7 protein-coding genes are annotated in these 16486 nt (G+C 64.6%); 1 reads left to right on the forward strand and 6 read right to left on the reverse strand.

The genetic code is table 11. The features are described from left to right. Nucleotides 1-415 precede the first annotated feature (415 nt). On the reverse strand, nt 416-1102 hold the full coding sequence (locus AC1RUK_RS14305) for a D-lyxose/D-mannose family sugar isomerase (protein WP_481835106.1): 687 nt from the start codon (nt 1100-1102) through the stop codon (nt 416-418). Nucleotides 1103-1240: 138 nt separating this feature from the next. Here AC1RUK_RS14305 and AC1RUK_RS14310 point away from each other — a divergent pair, with 138 nt between their 5' ends. Beyond that, nucleotides 1241-2299, forward strand: a complete 1059-nt coding sequence (locus tag AC1RUK_RS14310; protein WP_481835105.1) for a D-TA family PLP-dependent enzyme — start codon at nt 1241-1243, stop codon at nt 2297-2299. Between the two features lie 27 nt (nt 2300-2326). On the opposite strand, the gene AC1RUK_RS14315 is transcribed toward AC1RUK_RS14310, so the two are convergent. The 5 genes from AC1RUK_RS14315 to hutU form a co-directional block, all read right to left on the reverse strand. After that, entirely contained in the window at nt 2327-3079 is a 753-nt protein-coding gene (locus tag AC1RUK_RS14315; protein WP_481835104.1) for a heme ABC transporter permease, read from the reverse strand. A 96-nt stretch (nt 3080-3175) separates the two neighbouring features. Further along, the gene (locus AC1RUK_RS14320; protein ID WP_481835103.1) at nt 3176-4945 is read right to left on the reverse strand and encodes a glucan ABC transporter ATP-binding protein/ permease; all 1770 of its coding nucleotides are present in this window, start codon (nt 4943-4945) and stop codon (nt 3176-3178) included. Nucleotides 4946-5300: 355 nt separating this feature from the next. Then, nucleotides 5301-13859 carry a glycoside hydrolase family 94 protein gene (locus tag AC1RUK_RS14325; protein WP_481835102.1) on the reverse strand — a complete coding sequence of 2853 codons (8559 nt, stop codon included), beginning with the start codon at nt 13857-13859 and terminating at the stop codon, nt 5301-5303. A 258-nt stretch (nt 13860-14117) separates the two neighbouring features. After that, a complete protein-coding gene (locus AC1RUK_RS14330; RefSeq protein WP_481835101.1) occupies nt 14118-14705 on the reverse strand; it encodes a HutD/Ves family protein in 588 nt (195 codons plus the stop codon). An 85-nt stretch (nt 14706-14790) separates the two neighbouring features. Continuing rightward, the gene (gene hutU, locus AC1RUK_RS14335; RefSeq protein WP_481835100.1) at nt 14791-16464 is read right to left on the reverse strand and encodes a urocanate hydratase; all 1674 of its coding nucleotides are present in this window, start codon (nt 16462-16464) and stop codon (nt 14791-14793) included. Between the last annotated feature and the right edge of the window lie 22 nt (nt 16465-16486).

The raw sequence follows: 16486 nt of genomic DNA on the forward strand, positions 1-16486 counted from the left end.
ACGATACCAAGAATAAAAACAGGCATATTAACATAATACCCAATGTTTGCATAAATCGGACTATCAATGCCTTGTTTTCATTGAATTTTGCCCTCAATCCTTCTTCATGCTCGTCATATTTTCTATATCCGTAAAACATGACGATTGACATTATGACCAGAAAAATTCCTCTCTTCGCATGATCATCGACAAAAATACCTTTTCCATATACAACTATCCATCCGCCAATTCCGTTAATAACTAATATTGAAACGAAAAATACAAACAACATCGAAAGGACATACACAACCTTTGATATTTTTCGAATAGCGCTTTGTTTATTGATCATTACACAGCAATTGTCCGCTTGCTAACCCTCGGAACAGAGCCTCCCGCTGACACTACAAGCCCGGCTTCCAGCTAGTGCGGCCCTCGCCTACCCCACCCACTTCTCATAATCCGACACCAGGAGGTGTACCGGCGCGACGTCTTCGTCGATGTTCGAAAAACGGCCGATCGGCTCCCGGAAAACGTTGTCGGTCAGGTCGTCATTGACGGTCGAGACCTCGCCGATCAGCACGTCCTTGCCTTCGGCCCAGAAGGCGTGCCAGACGCCCGGCATTAGGGTAACGCTCTGGCCCGGATCGAGCTTCAGCAGCCCGCCGGCCGGCAATCTGTGGATGGTTCCGTCGACAGGCACCGACACCTCGGCCTTCGGATCGATACCGCCGTCGCGATCGTGCATGAACAGTTCCAGCACCAGCTTGCCACCGCCGCGGTTGATGATGTCCTCGGCCTTGATGTTGTGGCGATGCATCGGCGACAGCTGGTCCTTGCGCGAGATCATGATCTTCTCGGCATAGAGCATGCCCATGCCCTTTTTCATGTCCGCGTAGACGCCGTTACGCACGGTGAAAAGGAACAGACCGAGTTCGTCGAACTTCTCCTGGCCGTAGTCGGTGATATCCCAACCGAGGCGCGAGGTGAAAATGGCCGCGGAGTCAGCCTTGTGCGTCTTCATCTCTTCCGGGCTCCAGTAGGCGAAGGGCGGCATGATGTAGCCGAACGAGCGGATGAAGGCGTCGGCGTCGCGGATGATGTCGTTGATGGTGGAGCGTTTCATGGTCGTGATCCCTTCTTCAGGCGGCGCCTAAGCGCATAACCGAACACCGATCCGGTGTCGACGCAAACTCTACGCTGGCCTCATGACATCCGGACCGATCAGGGTCATAAGTCCAGGCAAATCCCAAGGTGACAATCCATGCGCAGCCTAGATGACCTCGATACGCCGGCGATCCTGATCGATGCCGCCCGCGCCGAAACCAACATAGCGCGGGCGCAGGCGCATGCCGACCGCCAGGGGCTAAAGCTCAGGCCTCACATCAAGACCCACAAGCTGCCCTATTGGGCGAAGAAGCAGGTCGCGGCCGGCGCCGTCGGCATCACCTGCCAGAAGATCGGCGAGGCCGAGGTGATGGCCGATGCGGGGCTGACCGATATTTTTCTCCCCTACAATATTCTTGGCCGGGCGAAGCTTGAGCGCCTCAAGGCACTGCACGGCCGCGTCACGCTGTCGGTGACATCGGACAGCAGGGAGACGCTGGAAGGCCTGGCCGCCACCTTCAGCGATGCCGGCCACCCCCTGCCGGTGCTGGTCGAATGCGACACCGGCATGGGCCGCTGCGGCGTGCAGACGGCGGACGAAGCGGTCGCGCTGGCGCGCGAGATCGACAAGGCCAAGGGCCTTCGCTTCGGCGGGCTGATGACCTATCCGGCGGCGGGTCGCGCGGCGCAAGCCGAGGCGTGGCTAGTGGATGCCAAACAAGCGCTGGCGGCAGCGGGTCTCGCCTGCGAACGCATCTCCAGTGGCGGCACGCCGGATATGTGGCGCTCGGGCCAGGACAGCGTCGTCACCGAATATCGCCCCGGCACCTACATCTATCTCGACCGCTACCAGGTCGCCAAAGGTGTCGGCAGCCTCGACGATTGCGCACTGACGGTGCTGTCGACGGTGGTCAGCCACCCGACGCCTGTGCGCGCCATCCTCGATGCCGGCAGCAAGGCGCTGTCCAGCGACACGCTGGGGCTGGCCGATTTCGGCGAGTTGCTGGGCATTCCGGGCGCCAGGGTCACCGGCTTGAGCGAAGAGCACGGCAACGTCACGCTTTCGGGCGATGCAAAACTGCGCATCGGCGAGCGCGTGCGGGTCGTGCCCGACCATTGCTGCGTCGTCACCAATTTGTTCGACCAGGTGCATCTGATCGATGGCGACAAGGTGCTGGAAATGCTGCCGGTGGCCGCGCGTGGGCGGATGGGGTGAGTAGCGGTAGCTGATTCTCGGCCGGGGTCAGTTAGCCTGCCGTGCCGCGACACGGCGCATCGAGATGACGCGGCGGCGGCGGATCTCCGTGCGCATCGCCATCAGATGGAGGGCGAAGAACAGCACGGTGAAGCCGAGCGCCATCACCAGCAGCGGCCGCAACATCGAGGGATCGATGGCCGAGCCGCCCATGCGGAACACCGATGCCGGCTGGTGCAGCGTGTTCCACCAGTCGACCGAGAATTTGATAATCGGGATGTTGATGAAGCCGACCAGCGTGATGACGGCTGCCGCCCAGGCGGCGCGGCTTGCGTCATCGAGCGCGCGGGTCAGCGCGATGATGCCGAGATACATCAGGAACAGCACGAAGACCGAAGTCAGCCTGGCGTCCCACACCCACCAGGTGCCCCACATCGGCTTGCCCCAGATCGAACCGGTAATCAGCGCAAGTGCCGTGAAGACGGCGCCGATCGGTGCCGCCGATTTCAGCGCCACGTCGGCCAGCGGATGACGCCAGACCAGCGTGCCGAGCGCCGAAACCGCCATCAGCGTGTAGCACATCATGGCGAGCCATGCGAAAGGCACGTGGATGTACATGATGCGCACGGTGGTGCCCTGCTGGAAATCCTCAGGCGCTGCGAAGCTCATATAGAGGCCGGCAGCAAGCAGGATAGCGGCGACCGAGGCCAGCCACGGCACGAGCCTGTCGGCCAGCCCGACGAACCGCGTCGGGTTGGCCAGATCCATCCAGCCGGCAAGGCGTGAGGTGGTGTCGCTCATGCGGCCTTACATAGACCGGCGGCGTGTTTGGGGCAATCGAGTGGTTGTCGCACCAAGGTCTCACCTTCTCCCCCAAGGGGAGAAGGAAGAGGAGCTTTACGCGGCTTCGTTCACTGTGCGGCTGAGGCGACGGACCTCTTCGTCGTTGAGCAGGCCGCCGGCGCGCAGCAGGCTGGCGAAACGGCCGTTGCGCAGCGACAGCTCGGCGAAACCACCGAACTCGACCACCTTGCCCTTGTCCATGAACACGACCAGGTCGGCGTCGCGGACAGTGGTCAGGCGGTGGGCGATGATGAAGGTGGTGCGGTCGCGGCGCAGTTCGTCGATCGCTTCCTTGACGCGGTCCTCGGTCTCGACGTCGAGCGCGCTGGTCGCCTCGTCGAGGACCAGGATCGGCGCATCCTTGAGCACGGCGCGGGCAATGGCGATGCGCTGGCGCTCGCCGCCCGAAAGCTGTCCGCCGCGCTCGCCAACGACGGTGTCGTAGCCGGCGCTCTTCGACAGGATGAAATCCTGCGCGGCAGCGGCATTGGCGGCGGCGTGCACCTCGTCATAGGTCGCCTCGGCGCGGCCGACGCGGATGTTGTCCTCGATCGAGCGGTTGAGCAGGCCGGCGTCCTGGAACACGGTGGCGATCGAATGGCGCAGCGACTTGCGGGTCACCGAGCGGGTATCGATGCCGTCGATCAGGATGCGGCCGCTGGACGGCGTGAAGACGCGCTGCAGCAGGTTGATGAGCGTCGTCTTGCCGGCGCCCGTCGGGCCGACGATGGCGACCGTCTGGCCGGCCTGGACTTCGAACGACACGTCGTCGACGCCCTGGCCGGAATTGGCGAACTCAAAGCCGACATGCTCGAAACGGACGTGACCGGTGACGTTCACGAGATCGCGCAGACCGTCGGGCTCGGCGGTTTCGGCGGCCGAGTCCTCGAGGCGGTAGAAGTCCTCAAGCTTGGCGCGGGCCTCGGAGATCTGGTTGGCGAAGGCCGACATCTGGTCGAGACGGGCGATCAGCAGCGTGGCAAAGCCGGTAAAGGCGATGACGTCGCCGATGCGCAGTTGGCCATGGGTGACCAGATAGGCGCCGATCAAGAGCACGATCATCATCGAGATGGTCGACGACAGGCGGTGCAGCGCGTTGGCGATGGCCCACCAGTCGAGCACCGGGTTCTGCGCATCGAGCAGGTTCTTGACGTAGCGCTTCAGCGCCTCGGTCTCATGGCCGATGCGGTTGTAGCTCTGCAGCACGGCGACGTTGCTGACGGAGTCGGTCACATGCGCGAACACAGTGTGGTAGTGCCGCTCGACCGCTGCCTGACCTGCCTTGGTGCGGCGCATGACCAGCCGGCCGATGCCGACATAGAGCGCGCCGAGGGCAAGCAGCACCATCGACATGCGAACATCCATGCTGAGCGCGGTCGGGATCAGCAGCGCCAGGGCGACGGCGGTCGACAGGTGCTGGCGCATGAATTCGAGCCAGAGGCTGAACAGGGTCTCCACCGCACGCAGCAGCGTGTGGAGCGAGTTGGAGGTGCCGCGCTGGTGATGCCAGGCGAGCGGCATGGTGATCACGCGCTCGAACGACTGGCACAGGACTTCGCTGCGCCGCTTATGGGCGAAACGGTCGGCGCCGCGCGCCACCAGAACGAAGGCGACGATGTTGAAGGCACCGAGGCCGGCCCACAAGCCCAGCGTCGAGAACACCGAGCCATGCTCGGAGATGGCATCGATCACTCGTCCGAACATGATCGGCTCGAGGATGGCGATAATGGCAAGCGCGACATTCGCGCCGCAGATCAGCGCAACGCGCTTTCTGTCGGCCGCGAGATAACCCAGCGCTCTCCAGTAGATCTGCAGAAGGGACACTTCAGCTACTCCGCCAAAAATATTATTGTGCACCGCACCATTTCTTGACACGTACCGGTTAACGTGTCGCAAAACAATGCCCGTCTAGCTCTTCCGTTCCCAATTCGCGAACAAAAGATGACGACGCTGCGAAATCTGTCGTGATCACCTAACGGTTTGAGATAAAAGGTGAAATGTCAGCCTTGCGGCAAAATCATGGCAGCGCCGAAGCGCTGCCACATTTTTAATCACCGGAAGCTTGCGTAGCTGGGGCCAATAGGCCGAACCGCCCATTCGCCAAGATCATCCGCAAATAAAGACGAGAGAGTACTGCACGCCCCGAGGGGCGTGCAGATAGTGCTTCAAGCCTTTGATTTCACGCAGGTATCCTGACAACCACCTCGGTCTTGTCGCCGGCCTTCGGCTCAAAGGACGAGGATCTTGTCTTGGTTCCGTTGACCTCGAGCGAGATGGATTTGGCCTTTTTGTCGCGGATGACGCGAACCTTGACCTCGGCCTCCAGCATCTTGAGCGTCGCCGCATAGCCGTCCCAGTGGCCGGGGAGTTTCGGCCGGAACGTGATCTGCTTGCCGCGCCGCTCGATGCCCAGAATGCCTTCGACCGCGGCCCGGTAAAGCCAGCCGGCCGAGCCTGTGTACCAGGTCCAGCCGCCGCGGCCGCCCTTGCCCTCCCCGGCATAGATGTCGGCCGCCACGACATAGGGCTCGACCCGATAGTGCTCGGCGGCAGCCTCGTCGGCAGCATGGTTGACCGGGTTCAGCATCGAGAAGCAGCGGTAGGCATCGTCGGTGCGGCCCATCTCGGCCAGCGCGATGACGAACCATGTCGCGGCATGGGTGTACTGGCCGCCGTTCTCGCGCACGCCGGGCGGGTAGCTCTTGATGTAGCCCGGGTCCTTGTCGGTCCTGGAGAAGGGCGGCGTGAACAACTTGACGATCTTGAGCTCGTCATCGACGAGCATCTTCGTCGCCTGCTGCATGGCGGTGGTCGAACGCGCCGGATCGCCCTCGCCCGACAGCACGCTCCAGGACTGGGCGATGGAGTCGATCTTGCACTCGGCGGAGTTGTGCGAGCCGAGCGGGCTGCCGTCGTCGAAGCTGCCGCGGCGATACCATTGGCCGTCCCAGGCGGTGCTTTCCAGCGCCCGCTTCAGCGCACCGGCGTGCTTTGTCCAGGCTTGTGCGCGCTTGGTGTCGCCCTGTGTCTTGGCGACTGCGGCGAAGTCGCCCAGCGTCTTCAGCAGGAACCAGCCCAGCCAGACGCTCTCGCCCTTGCCGCCTTCGCCGACGCGGTTCATGCCGTCGTTCCAGTCGCCGCCGAGGATCAGCGGCAGGCCGGCGGGGCTGCTGCGCTTGATGGCAAGATCGAGCGCCCGCGCGCAATGGTCGTAGAGCGAGGCGTGCGTCTTGGAGATCTCCGGCGTGAAGAAGGCATCGTGCTCGCCTTCGCCGAGCTCCTGTCCGTCGATGAAGGGCAACTGCTCCTTCAGGATGCCGGCATCGCCGGTAACGTCGATGTAGCGGCTGGTGGCGTGGGCGAGCCAGACCACGTCGTCCGAGATCATGGTGCGCACACCGGCGTCGGTGCGCGGCAGCCACCAGTGCTGCACGTCGCCCTCGGGGAACTGCCGGCGCGCCGCGTTGAGGATCTGGTCGCGCGCCAGCTTCGGATCATGCGCCAAGAGCGCCAGCGTGTCCTGCAGCTGGTCGCGGAAGCCGAAGGCGCCGCTCGCCTGATAGAAGGCGGACCGAGCGCGGATGCGGCAGGCAAGGCTCTGGTAAGGCAGCCAGTGGTTGACCATGGCGTCGAGCGCCTTGTCGGGCGTCTCGACCTGGATGGTGTCGAGGAAGCCGCGCCAGGCGCGCTCATTGTCGGCCAGCCGTTGGTCGAAATCCTTGCCGCGATGGGTCTGCACCAGCGCGCTCGCCTCTTCGGCCGAGTCCGCGTCGCCGAGCAGCCAGAACAGCGTCACGTCGCCGCCGGCTGGGATGTCGACGTCACTGGCGATCGCAGCGCAGGGATCGTCACCGGCCTCGACACGGTCGGACAGGTTAGCCCCGGCCAGCACCGCCTGCGGGTACTCGCTGCTGCCGTGCCGGCCGATGAACTCGCCACGGTCCGCCGTCACCGAATGCACCGGGCCGCCGGTGGCCAGGAAGGCCACCCGCTCGCTGAAGTCGAGCCCATAGGGATTTTTCGCCAGCAGTGCGCCTGTGGCCACGTCCCGCGACGGGACGATGGTCGCCGCCGTGCGCGAGCGATGGCCGCCAAGCACCCATTCGGCATAGGCATAGATGCGCAGCCGCGCCGACACCGAGCCGGAATTCTGGATGCGCAGCCGGGTGATCTTCACCGGATCGTCCGGGTCCACCACATGCGTCAGGTCCATCGACAGCGGCCCGCGCTTCGAGCGGAAGGTGGAAAAACCCTGCCCGTGCCATGTTTCGTAGCTCATGGCAGGATCGCGCAGCACAGCGGCCATCGGCGAGAATGCCTTGCCGCTGGCGTGGTCGTAAATGTAGATGCCCTCGCTCGGGCGGTTCGAGACCGGATCGTTCGACCATGGCGTCAGCTGGTAGTCGCGGCTGTTGCGGCTCCAGGTGAAGGCCGCACCCTCGGCCGAGACATGGAAACCGAACGAGGCGTTGGAGATGACGTTGATCCAGGGCTGCGGCGTCGTGCGGTAGCCGGTCAAACGGGTGACGTAGTGGCGGCCGTCGCCGTCGAAGCCGCCAAAACCGTTCCAGAGGTTCAAGCCGCTGCCGTCGGCGCTGCTCTCCGCCGAGGGGCGCGCCATGAAGGCCGGTGCCGGTAGCGATGGCTCGCGCTGGCCCACCGCGCCCAGCGCCGGCTGCAGGGCATCACGCGCCTGCAGCGCTGCCGCCTCGGCGCGCTCGATCTGGTCGAAGATGGTGCCGTTGCGCGTGTGCAGCACGACACGCGCAACCGCGAGCAAGGTCTTGTAGGTGGCCTCGTCCATCAGGTCGCGGCGCACGGCGAAGATGTGCTGGCGCGGTCCGAGTTCCTTGCCGCGCAGGCGGGCGTTTTCGCACAGCGTCTCGACCGCCCTTTGCAGGTCCTGCACGTAGGAAGACGCCTGCTCGTTGACGACGACGAAGTCGATCATCATACCGCGGGCGCGCATATATTCCTGGAAGCGCAGCGCCTGGGCGACGATCTCCAGGTCGGCGACGTCGCCGATGCGGACCAGGAAAATTGGGAAGTCGCCGGAGATGCTGGTCGGCCACAGGCTGGACTGCTTGCCGAGCCCCGACGCAATGGATTCGGCCGGCAGGCGCAGAAACGGATCGGGATAGACCAGGTAGCGGGCCAGCTTCTGCACATTGGCGGCGTCGGTCAGGCTGAGGCCGAGATGGCGGGTCTGCACCTGGCTGCGGGTCCAGGCGAGCATCGCCTGGCGGGCGAAGCTTTCCGGATGGTCGAGCCTGGCGATGGCTTCGTCGAGTTCGGCCCGGTTGGTGCCGACGACGGTCCAGAAGGTCAGCGAAATCTTCTTGTTGGCGGGAACGCGCACCTGCCGGCGAAGGGCCGCGACCGGATCCAGCGTGAAGCCGGAATGGCCGCCGAGCTTGGCGCCGGGATCGAAAGCAGCCGCATCGACGATGGTGCGGCCGCGGCCGATGAAGGCGCGCCGATCGGTCTCGGCCTCGGCATCGCGCGCCGGCCCCGAAGGATCAGTGACGAAATGCGCCATGGTGAGGTCGGGTTCGTGCTTCTCGCGCTTGCGCCTGGTGGCGAAGATCGCAGCCTTGTTCGACGCAATCTCGGTCTCGATGAACATTTTCGAGAAGGCCGGATGGGCATTATCCGAGGCTTCGTTGCCCAACACAAGTTCGGCGAAGGAGGTCACCTCGATGTGCCGGTCGACGGCGCCGTCATTGTAGAGCGTGACGCGGCGGCCTTCGCCGTTGCCTTCCGAGATGACGATGCATTCGACCTCCGAACGCAGCGATCCAACGGATTTGATGAAGCTCGCCTTGTCGTCGGAAAACAGCGTCTGGACGCGCTCGTTCTCCGCCCGCCTCGGCTCTGAGGTCGCCGACCACCAGTCGCCGGTGCCGGCGTCGCGCAGGAACACGTAGGAGCCGAGCCGGTCCTCGGTCGGGTCCGGCTGCCAGCGGGTGACGGCAAGCTCGCCAAAGCGGCTGTAGCCCGAGCCGGTGGCGGTGACCATCACCGAATAGCGGCCGTTGGACATGACGTTGGTCGAGCGCAGCGCCCGCGCCGGATCGAGGATGATGCGTGTATCCGGGCTCTCGGTCTCGGTCTCGTCCTTAGAGCGCTCGTCGGCCTCGGTCCTGACGGTGGCGGTCGGGATGTCGCGCGGCGCCCTCTCCTGCAGCAGGAGTTCGGCCGACTCGATCACCGGGTCGCTGTGGAAGCGGTCGCGCAGGCGTCCTTCGAAGATGGCGTCGGCGACCGCGGCGATCGACATACCGGAATGGTGGGCCATGTAGTTCAGCACCACGGCGTGGTCGGAGCCTTCGGGCACACGCTGAGGCGTGAAATCGACGGCGTCGTAAAAGCCGTGCCGGCCAAGCGCGCCGATGGCCTTCAGCCTGGCCAGGTTCTGCACGGATTCGCGCGGCGTGAACTGCGCCGCAAGGATCGTCGCGTAAGGCGCGATCACCGTGTTCTGGCCGAGGCCGCGCTTGAGGCCGAGCCCGGGCACGCCGAAATTCGTGTACTGGTAGGTCAGTTCGCGGTCGCGGGCGTTGTAGGCGGCTTCCGAAATCCCCCACGGCACATTCTTCGAGCGGGCATACTGGATCTGGCGCTTGATGATCAGCTTGCTGGTCTGGTTGAGGATACTGCCTTGCGGCTCCTTCATCACCAGCGGCGGCATCAGATACTCGAACATCGAGCCCGACCAGGACATCAGCGAGCCCTGGAAACCGATCTCGACGATCGGCCGGCCAAGACGGAACCAGTGCTCGGTCGGCAGGTCGCCCTTGGCGATGGCGAACAGGCTGGTCAGCCGCGCCTCGGAGGCGAGAAGGTCGTAGCAGCTTTCGTCGAGCTGGTGTTCCTCGACCCGGTAGCCGATCGACAGAAGCTTGCGCTCCTGCCGCATCAGGAAGGAGAAATCCATTTCGAAGGCGTAGCGGCGCGTGCGCTCGCGCAGCGCCAGGAGCCTGGCGCGCAAGGTTTCGACGGCGTTTTCGTCATTGTGCGAGTCATGGACGTGCGCCTCGCAGGTGGCCTCCAGCCTCGCCGCCCAATCGGCGATAACGTCGCTGCGCGGCGACGCCGCCTCGGTGTGGATGGCAACGGCAAGCTTGCGGATCTCGCCGGCGAGCACGGCCAGGTTGATGGTGCGGATCGACGCCATCTCGGGCTGTGCCTTGATGGTCATCACCGCGCGCCGCATGCCGTCGAGACGGTCGGCGAGCCGCTGGCGCAGCGGCCTGAGCTGGCGGCGGTCGTCGGGCAATTCCTCGAGGCTCTCGTCGAGGATGGTCACCGTGTCGAGGATGCCTTCGAAATCGCCCTGCAGGTGAACGGACGGCGCTTCCGCCCATTCGGCGCAGGCTGCCGCCACCGCCACCAGATGGCCGGCAAGATTGCCGCTGTCGACCGCCGAGATGTAGAGCGGATAGAGCGGCTTCAGCGTGGTGGTGTCGTACCAGTTGTAGAGATGGCCGCGGTCGCGCGGCATGCTCTCTATGGTCGCCATCGTCGCGTCGATGCGGGTGATGGCGTCGGACAGGCTGATCCAGCCGAAATCGCGCGCCGAAACCACCGACAGGAGATAGACGCCGATATTGGTCGGCGACGTGCGCGGCGCCACCACCGGTGCCGGGCTCTCCTGGAAATTGTCGGGCGGCAGATTGTGGTGCTCGGCGGTGACGAAGGTCTCGAAATAATGCCAAGTGCGCCGCGCCACTGTGCGCAGCGTATGGATATCGGCGGCCGAGATGCGCAGCCGGTCCTCGGTCTCGGCCGAGCGGCTGATCCAGCACGCCACCGCCGGCGAGCCGATCCAGAAAATCGCGAAGAAGAAGGCGACGAAGGCGCCGGTGGAATCGGCGAGCACCGGAATGGCCAGGCCGACGACGCCGATGATCACGGCGCCGTACATCATGCCGTAATAGGCGCCGAGATCGCTGCCGCCGCTCTTGTGCGCCTGCGAGGCGGTGCGCCATTCGAGCAGGTTCTGCCGGCTGACGAACAGGCGGTAGATCGTGCGGACGATGGCATCGCCCATCATCCAGGCATTGTGCGCCATCAACAGAACCTTGAGCGCCACCAGGGCCGTGCCGAAGACGGTGTCGCGCGCCAGCGCCGAGAAATGGCCGCGTGGTGTCTGGTCGCCGCTCTTCGGCAGGATGCCGTTGACGATGTCGAAGGTCGGCGCCATGAACAGGCTGAGGATCAGCAGCGCCTGCCATTGCGCGGCCTGCGTGAAGGGCAGCAGCGTCCAGCCGGCGATCGCCGCCATCACCCAGAAGATCGGCGTCAGCGAGCGGCGCAGATTGTCGACCATCTTCCAGCGCGACAGTGCCGGTACGCCGGAGCGCGGACTGAAGATGAAGCGGAGCAGCTGCCAGTCGCCACGCGCCCAGCGGTGATGGCGCGAAGCATCGACCGAATAGCGGGTCGGATAGTCCTCGACCAGCTCGACGTCGGTAACCAAAGCCGAGCGCGCCAGAGCGCCTTCGAGCAGATCGTGACTGAGGATGGTGTTCTCCTCGATACGGCCCTTCAACGCCGCCTCGAAGGCATCGACATGGTAGAGGCCCTTGCCGGTGAAGGAGCCGTCGCCGAAGACGTCCTGGTAGACGTCCGAAACGGCAAAGACGTAAGGGTCGAGGCCGCGATTGGCGGAGAAAATCCGCTGGAAGAACGAGGCGTCGTCGCCGCTGGTCAAGGAGGCGGTGATGCGCGGCTGCAGGATGGTGTAGCCGGCGGTGACACGGCGCTTGGCCGCATCGAAATGCGGCCGGTTGAGCGGATGGCTGAGCTTGCCGGCCAAGGTGGCGACGGCATCGCGGGTGGTGCGCGTATCGGCGTCCAACGTCATCACATGGACGACGTTTTCCGGCAACGGCACGTCGAGCGGCAGGAAGGTGGTGTCGCTGTCGCCGCGCAGCAAGAGGTTCAGCTCGTGCAGCTTGCCGCGTTTGCGCTCCCAGCCCATCCAGCAGCCTTGCGCGGCGTTGTAGAGCCGGCGCCGGTGCAGGACATAGAAACGCGGCGCGCCTTCCGACGGATAGCGAGCGTTGAGCCGGGCGATCTCGTCGCGGGCATATTGCAGGATTTCGATGTCGGCGGCGTCGATCTCGGTCTTGGAGTCCGGCCAGTCCGAAAGCAGCGCGAAACGGATCTCATCTGCCGTGTTAGCGAGGTGATGCACCTCGATGTTGCGGATGTTTTCCTCGACATCGTCGCGCGAGCCGATCAGCGAGGGCACCACGACCAGGGTGCGCGCTTCGGCCGGCACGCCGCCGTGCTTGTAGTCGTAACCGACGAGCCGCGTCGGCTTCAGGAACAGCGACACGACGGTGTTGAAGAAGGCGAGCGCGCCTTCGCTGGCCGGCACCGCAAACAGCGCCAGCATCAGCACGGTCGACTGCACGGACAGGCCGAGATGGGCAAGCGCATTGCCGGCGAGCGCCAGAAGCAGGACGGTCAGCGCAAACACCGGCACGACGACGCCCAGCCAGCCGGTGCTGGCGAAGGTCCGCTTGACCGTGACGCTGACGGTCGGCCGGTAGCCGATCGCCTTCTCCAGCTCCAGCCGGCGCGGGCCGACGAGGAAGAAACCGACATCCGTATGCGCCGCAGCCTCGACGGCGTCAGCGCCGGTAGCATGGCCGGCAAGCTCGATCGCCTTCTCGGCGACGCGGTATTCCGAAAGTTCGGAGCGGCGCGCCAGTTGCTCGATCGCGGTGCGGTACTGGTCACGCGAGAAGAAGTCGAGCGCAGCGAAATCGGTGCGCTCGCGCAGCAGAGTGTCGATGCGGCTGACGCCTTCGAACCACACCGTCCAGTCGACGTCGTTGATCAGCCGCAGGCCGCGGATGATGTTGCCGGTGGTGACGTTGCCGCTGGACAGCGTGTGGTGCTCCGAGATGATGATTTCCTCGGCGTCGGAGCCGGTCTTCTCGAGCTCGCCCTCCAGCCATTCCAGCGCCCGGCCGGCATTCTGCGAACCGTCGCGCAGACGGTAGAGCAACTGGGTGGCGAAGGTGGTGTCCTGCGCATGGGTGACGTAATGCGACAGAATCGCCTGGCGGTCGGCATTGTCGTCGGTCGCCAGCACGCGGTCGGCGACCTCGTTGGCGATCTGGCGCATCTGCCTCGTGCGGTTGACGCGCACGGCGATGCGGCGAAGGTTTTCGATCAGCACGAAACGCAGCAGCGACGGCAGCGCCCACAGCTCGCCGATCTTCAGCGGCTCGATCGACTGGAAGCCCTCGACGATCGACTTGAACATGGTCGCCGAGACGGAACTGTCGGAATGCGCGACATAGGTCCAGGCCAGCGCCAAGGCGCGCGGCACGCCGGTGCCATCGGCCAGCTTCAGGGTCGGTAACTGGCGATAGAAGCGGCGCGGCAGATCGCGCTTGACCTGGAAGATCGTCTCCTCGACCAGGTAGTTGTTGTCGAGCAGCCATTGCGCCGCCGGCGTGATGGTTTCGCCCTTGGCCTGTGCGGCGTTGGTCGAGCGGTAGACTTCGAGAATCCGTTTCGCGCTATCGCGGATACGGGCCTGGAATTCGAACGGCGTCAGCCCGAACAGATCCCCGACCTCGCCCTCGGCAAGGCCGCTGCCCAGCGTACGCAGGCGGTCCTCTGGGAGGAAATTGGAGCGGATCGGCTCTTCCGTAATGGCCGGAAAGGCGGCGCTCGTCTTTTCGATCTTGGCGGGGTTCGTCTGTATGTTCATTGAAAATTCCGTATAGCGGGCGCGATGCGGCGTCCCCGCCACGGCAATGTCCCTAAAACCGATTCAAATGCAATTGGTTGCATTGCGACATTGGCCGAAATGTTGTTTCCGCGCGCGACAGGGCGCTGTCTCTCGACAACTTCCGGATGAGCGCCCCTCGCACCCTTTCGGATTTGATCGGATTCAGGCTTTTTCGTGGTACGGGCAACAGCTTACGCGATATTTCGCCGGCAGCGCGATCATGTTTGGAGACAGGCGTTAACCGTTGCCGGCAACGCGACCGATGCGGACGACGAACAGAGCCACCGTCCCGGCGGGCTCAAGGCGAAGCTTTTCGGCGCCCTGCCCCAGCAGAACCGCGTCCAGCGGACCCAGGCGCACGGGGGAGGCGCCGTGCACCGCGAGTTCGCCGTCGAGGCACAGGACCAGCGTCGCATCGGCCGCCGGCCGAACGTCGCTCGCGGCCGAAATCAGCCGCCGCTCGACAGCGTGGGTCATGCGGGTGCGGCGGGTCATGACGTTGAGATCGGTGATCGGCCCGGCGATCAGCGATGCTCCAGTCGACACGTCGGCCGGGAAGGAAAACGGGGCTGAGGCGCTGGTCAGTTCCTTCGGCGCCCGGCCGGCGATATCGAGGACAATGCCCTCGCCTTCCAGCACGGCCAAAGTGCGATCGACACCGGCAAAGCTCGAGAACGGCCCGCCGGCCTCGACGCGCGCCATGGAGACGCGCCAGTCGAAATCGTCGAGCCCGGCGCTCTCAGGCGAGACTGCGATTTCGGTCGTCGTGCCGCCGCCGTTCTTCCACGGCATGACGCGGTAGTCGACGGCACGAAGGATGCGCATGCTTAGCCCTCCGCTATGGCTACGGGCGTTCGAAACTCGAAAAGCCGATTCTGCGGCTTTTCGCCTGCCTGCGACCGGACGTTTCTCACCCCAAAATGCCCGGCAGGTTGAGCTGGTGCTGCTTCGCGCATTCAATAGCGATGTCGTAGCCGGCATCGGCGTGGCGCATGACGCCGGTCGCCGGGTCGTTCCACAGCACCCGCTCCAGCCGTTTGGCCGCCTGCGGAGTTCCGTCGGCCACGATGACCATGCCTGAATGCTGCGAGAAGCCCATGCCGACGCCGCCGCCATGGTGCAGCGACACCCAGGTGGCGCCCGACGCGGTGTTGAGCAGTGCATTGAGCAGCGGCCAGTCGGAGACGGCATCGGACCCGTCCTTCATCGCTTCCGTCTCGCGGTTGGGCGAAGCGACCGAGCCGGAATCGAGGTGGTCGCGGCCGATGACGACAGGCGCTTTGAGCTCGCCCCTGGCGACCATCTCGTTGAAGGCGAGGCCAAGCCTGTGCCGGTCGCCAAGGCCGACCCAGCAGATGCGCGCCGGCAACCCTTGAAAGGCGATGCGCTCGCGCGCCATGTCCAGCCAGTTGTGCAGATGGGTGTTGCCGGGGGTGAGTTCGCGCACCTTGGCGTCGGTCTTGTAGATGTCTTCCGGATCGCCAGACAGCGCCGCCCAGCGGAACGGACCGATGCCGCGGCAAAACAGCGGACGGATGTAGGCAGGCACGAAGCCCGGGAAGGCAAAGGCGTTCTCGAAGCCTTCATCCTTGGCCACCTGACGGATGTTGTTGCCATAGTCGAGCGTCGGCACGCCGGCATTCCAGAACGCCACCATCGCTTCGACATGCTCGCGCATGGACGCGCGGGCCGCCTTCTCAACTGCCTTGGGATCAGACGTGCGCTTCTCGCGCCATTCGGCCAGCGTCCAGCCCTTGGGCAGGTAGCCGTTCAGCGGGTCATGCGCCGAGGTCTGGTCGGTGACCATGTCGGGGCGCACGCCGCGCCGTACCAGTTCCGGCACGATGTCGGCGGTGTTGCCGACCAGGCCGACCGACTTCGCCTCGCCGGCCTTGGTCCAGCGCTCGATCTTCTCCAGCGCCTCGTCCAGCGTATCGGCGCGCTCGTCGACATAACGGGTGCGCAAGCGAAAATCGATACGGTCGGGATCGCATTCGACGGCCAGGCAGCAGGCGCCGGCCATGACGGCGGCCAATGGCTGGGCGCCGCCCATGCCGCCAAGGCCGCCGGTCAGGATCCACTTGCCCTTGAGATTGCCGCCATAGTGCTGGCGGCCGGCCTCGACGAAGGTCTCGTAGGTGCCCTGGACGATGCCTTGCGTGCCGATATAGATCCAGGAGCCGGCCGTCATCTGGCCGTACATCATCAGGCCCTTCCTATCGAGCTCGTTGAATTTCTCCCAGGTCGCCCAGTGCGGCACCAGGTTGGAATTGGCGATCAGCACGCGCGGCGCATCCGGATGCGTGCGGAACACGCCGACCGGCTTGCCGGACTGGACTAGCAGCGTCTCGTCGTCACCGAGCGTCTTCAGCGATGCGACGATGCGATCAAAGTCGTTCCAGGTGCGCGCGGCGCGGCCGATGCCGCCATAGACGACCAGTTCGTTGGGGTTTTCGGCAACGTCGGGATCGAGATTGTTCATCAGCATGCGCAGCGGCGCCTCGGTCAGCCAGGTGCGGGCGTTGAGCTCGGCGCCGCGCGGGCTGCGGACTTCACGGATGTTGTGGCGAGGATCGGTCATCATTATCCCTTTCGAGTAGGGCGGC

This window comes from Mesorhizobium monacense, from assembly GCF_056781675.1.

Excerpts from the sequence above, each read along its gene's own strand:
- AC1RUK_RS14305 (WP_481835106.1), bottom strand. The coding sequence starts at position 1,102 with ATGAAACGCTCCACCATCAACGACATCATCCGCGACGCCGACGCCTTC.
- AC1RUK_RS14310 (WP_481835105.1), top strand. The coding sequence starts at position 1,241 with ATGCGCAGCCTAGATGACCTCGATACGCCGGCGATCCTGATCGATGCC.
- AC1RUK_RS14315 (WP_481835104.1), bottom strand. The coding sequence starts at position 3,079 with ATGAGCGACACCACCTCACGCCTTGCCGGCTGGATGGATCTGGCCAAC.
- AC1RUK_RS14325 (WP_481835102.1), bottom strand. The coding sequence starts at position 13,859 with ATGAACATACAGACGAACCCCGCCAAGATCGAAAAGACGAGCGCCGCC.
- AC1RUK_RS14330 (WP_481835101.1), bottom strand. The coding sequence starts at position 14,705 with ATGCGCATCCTTCGTGCCGTCGACTACCGCGTCATGCCGTGGAAGAAC.
- hutU (WP_481835100.1), bottom strand. The coding sequence starts at position 16,464 with ATGATGACCGATCCTCGCCACAACATCCGTGAAGTCCGCAGCCCGCGC.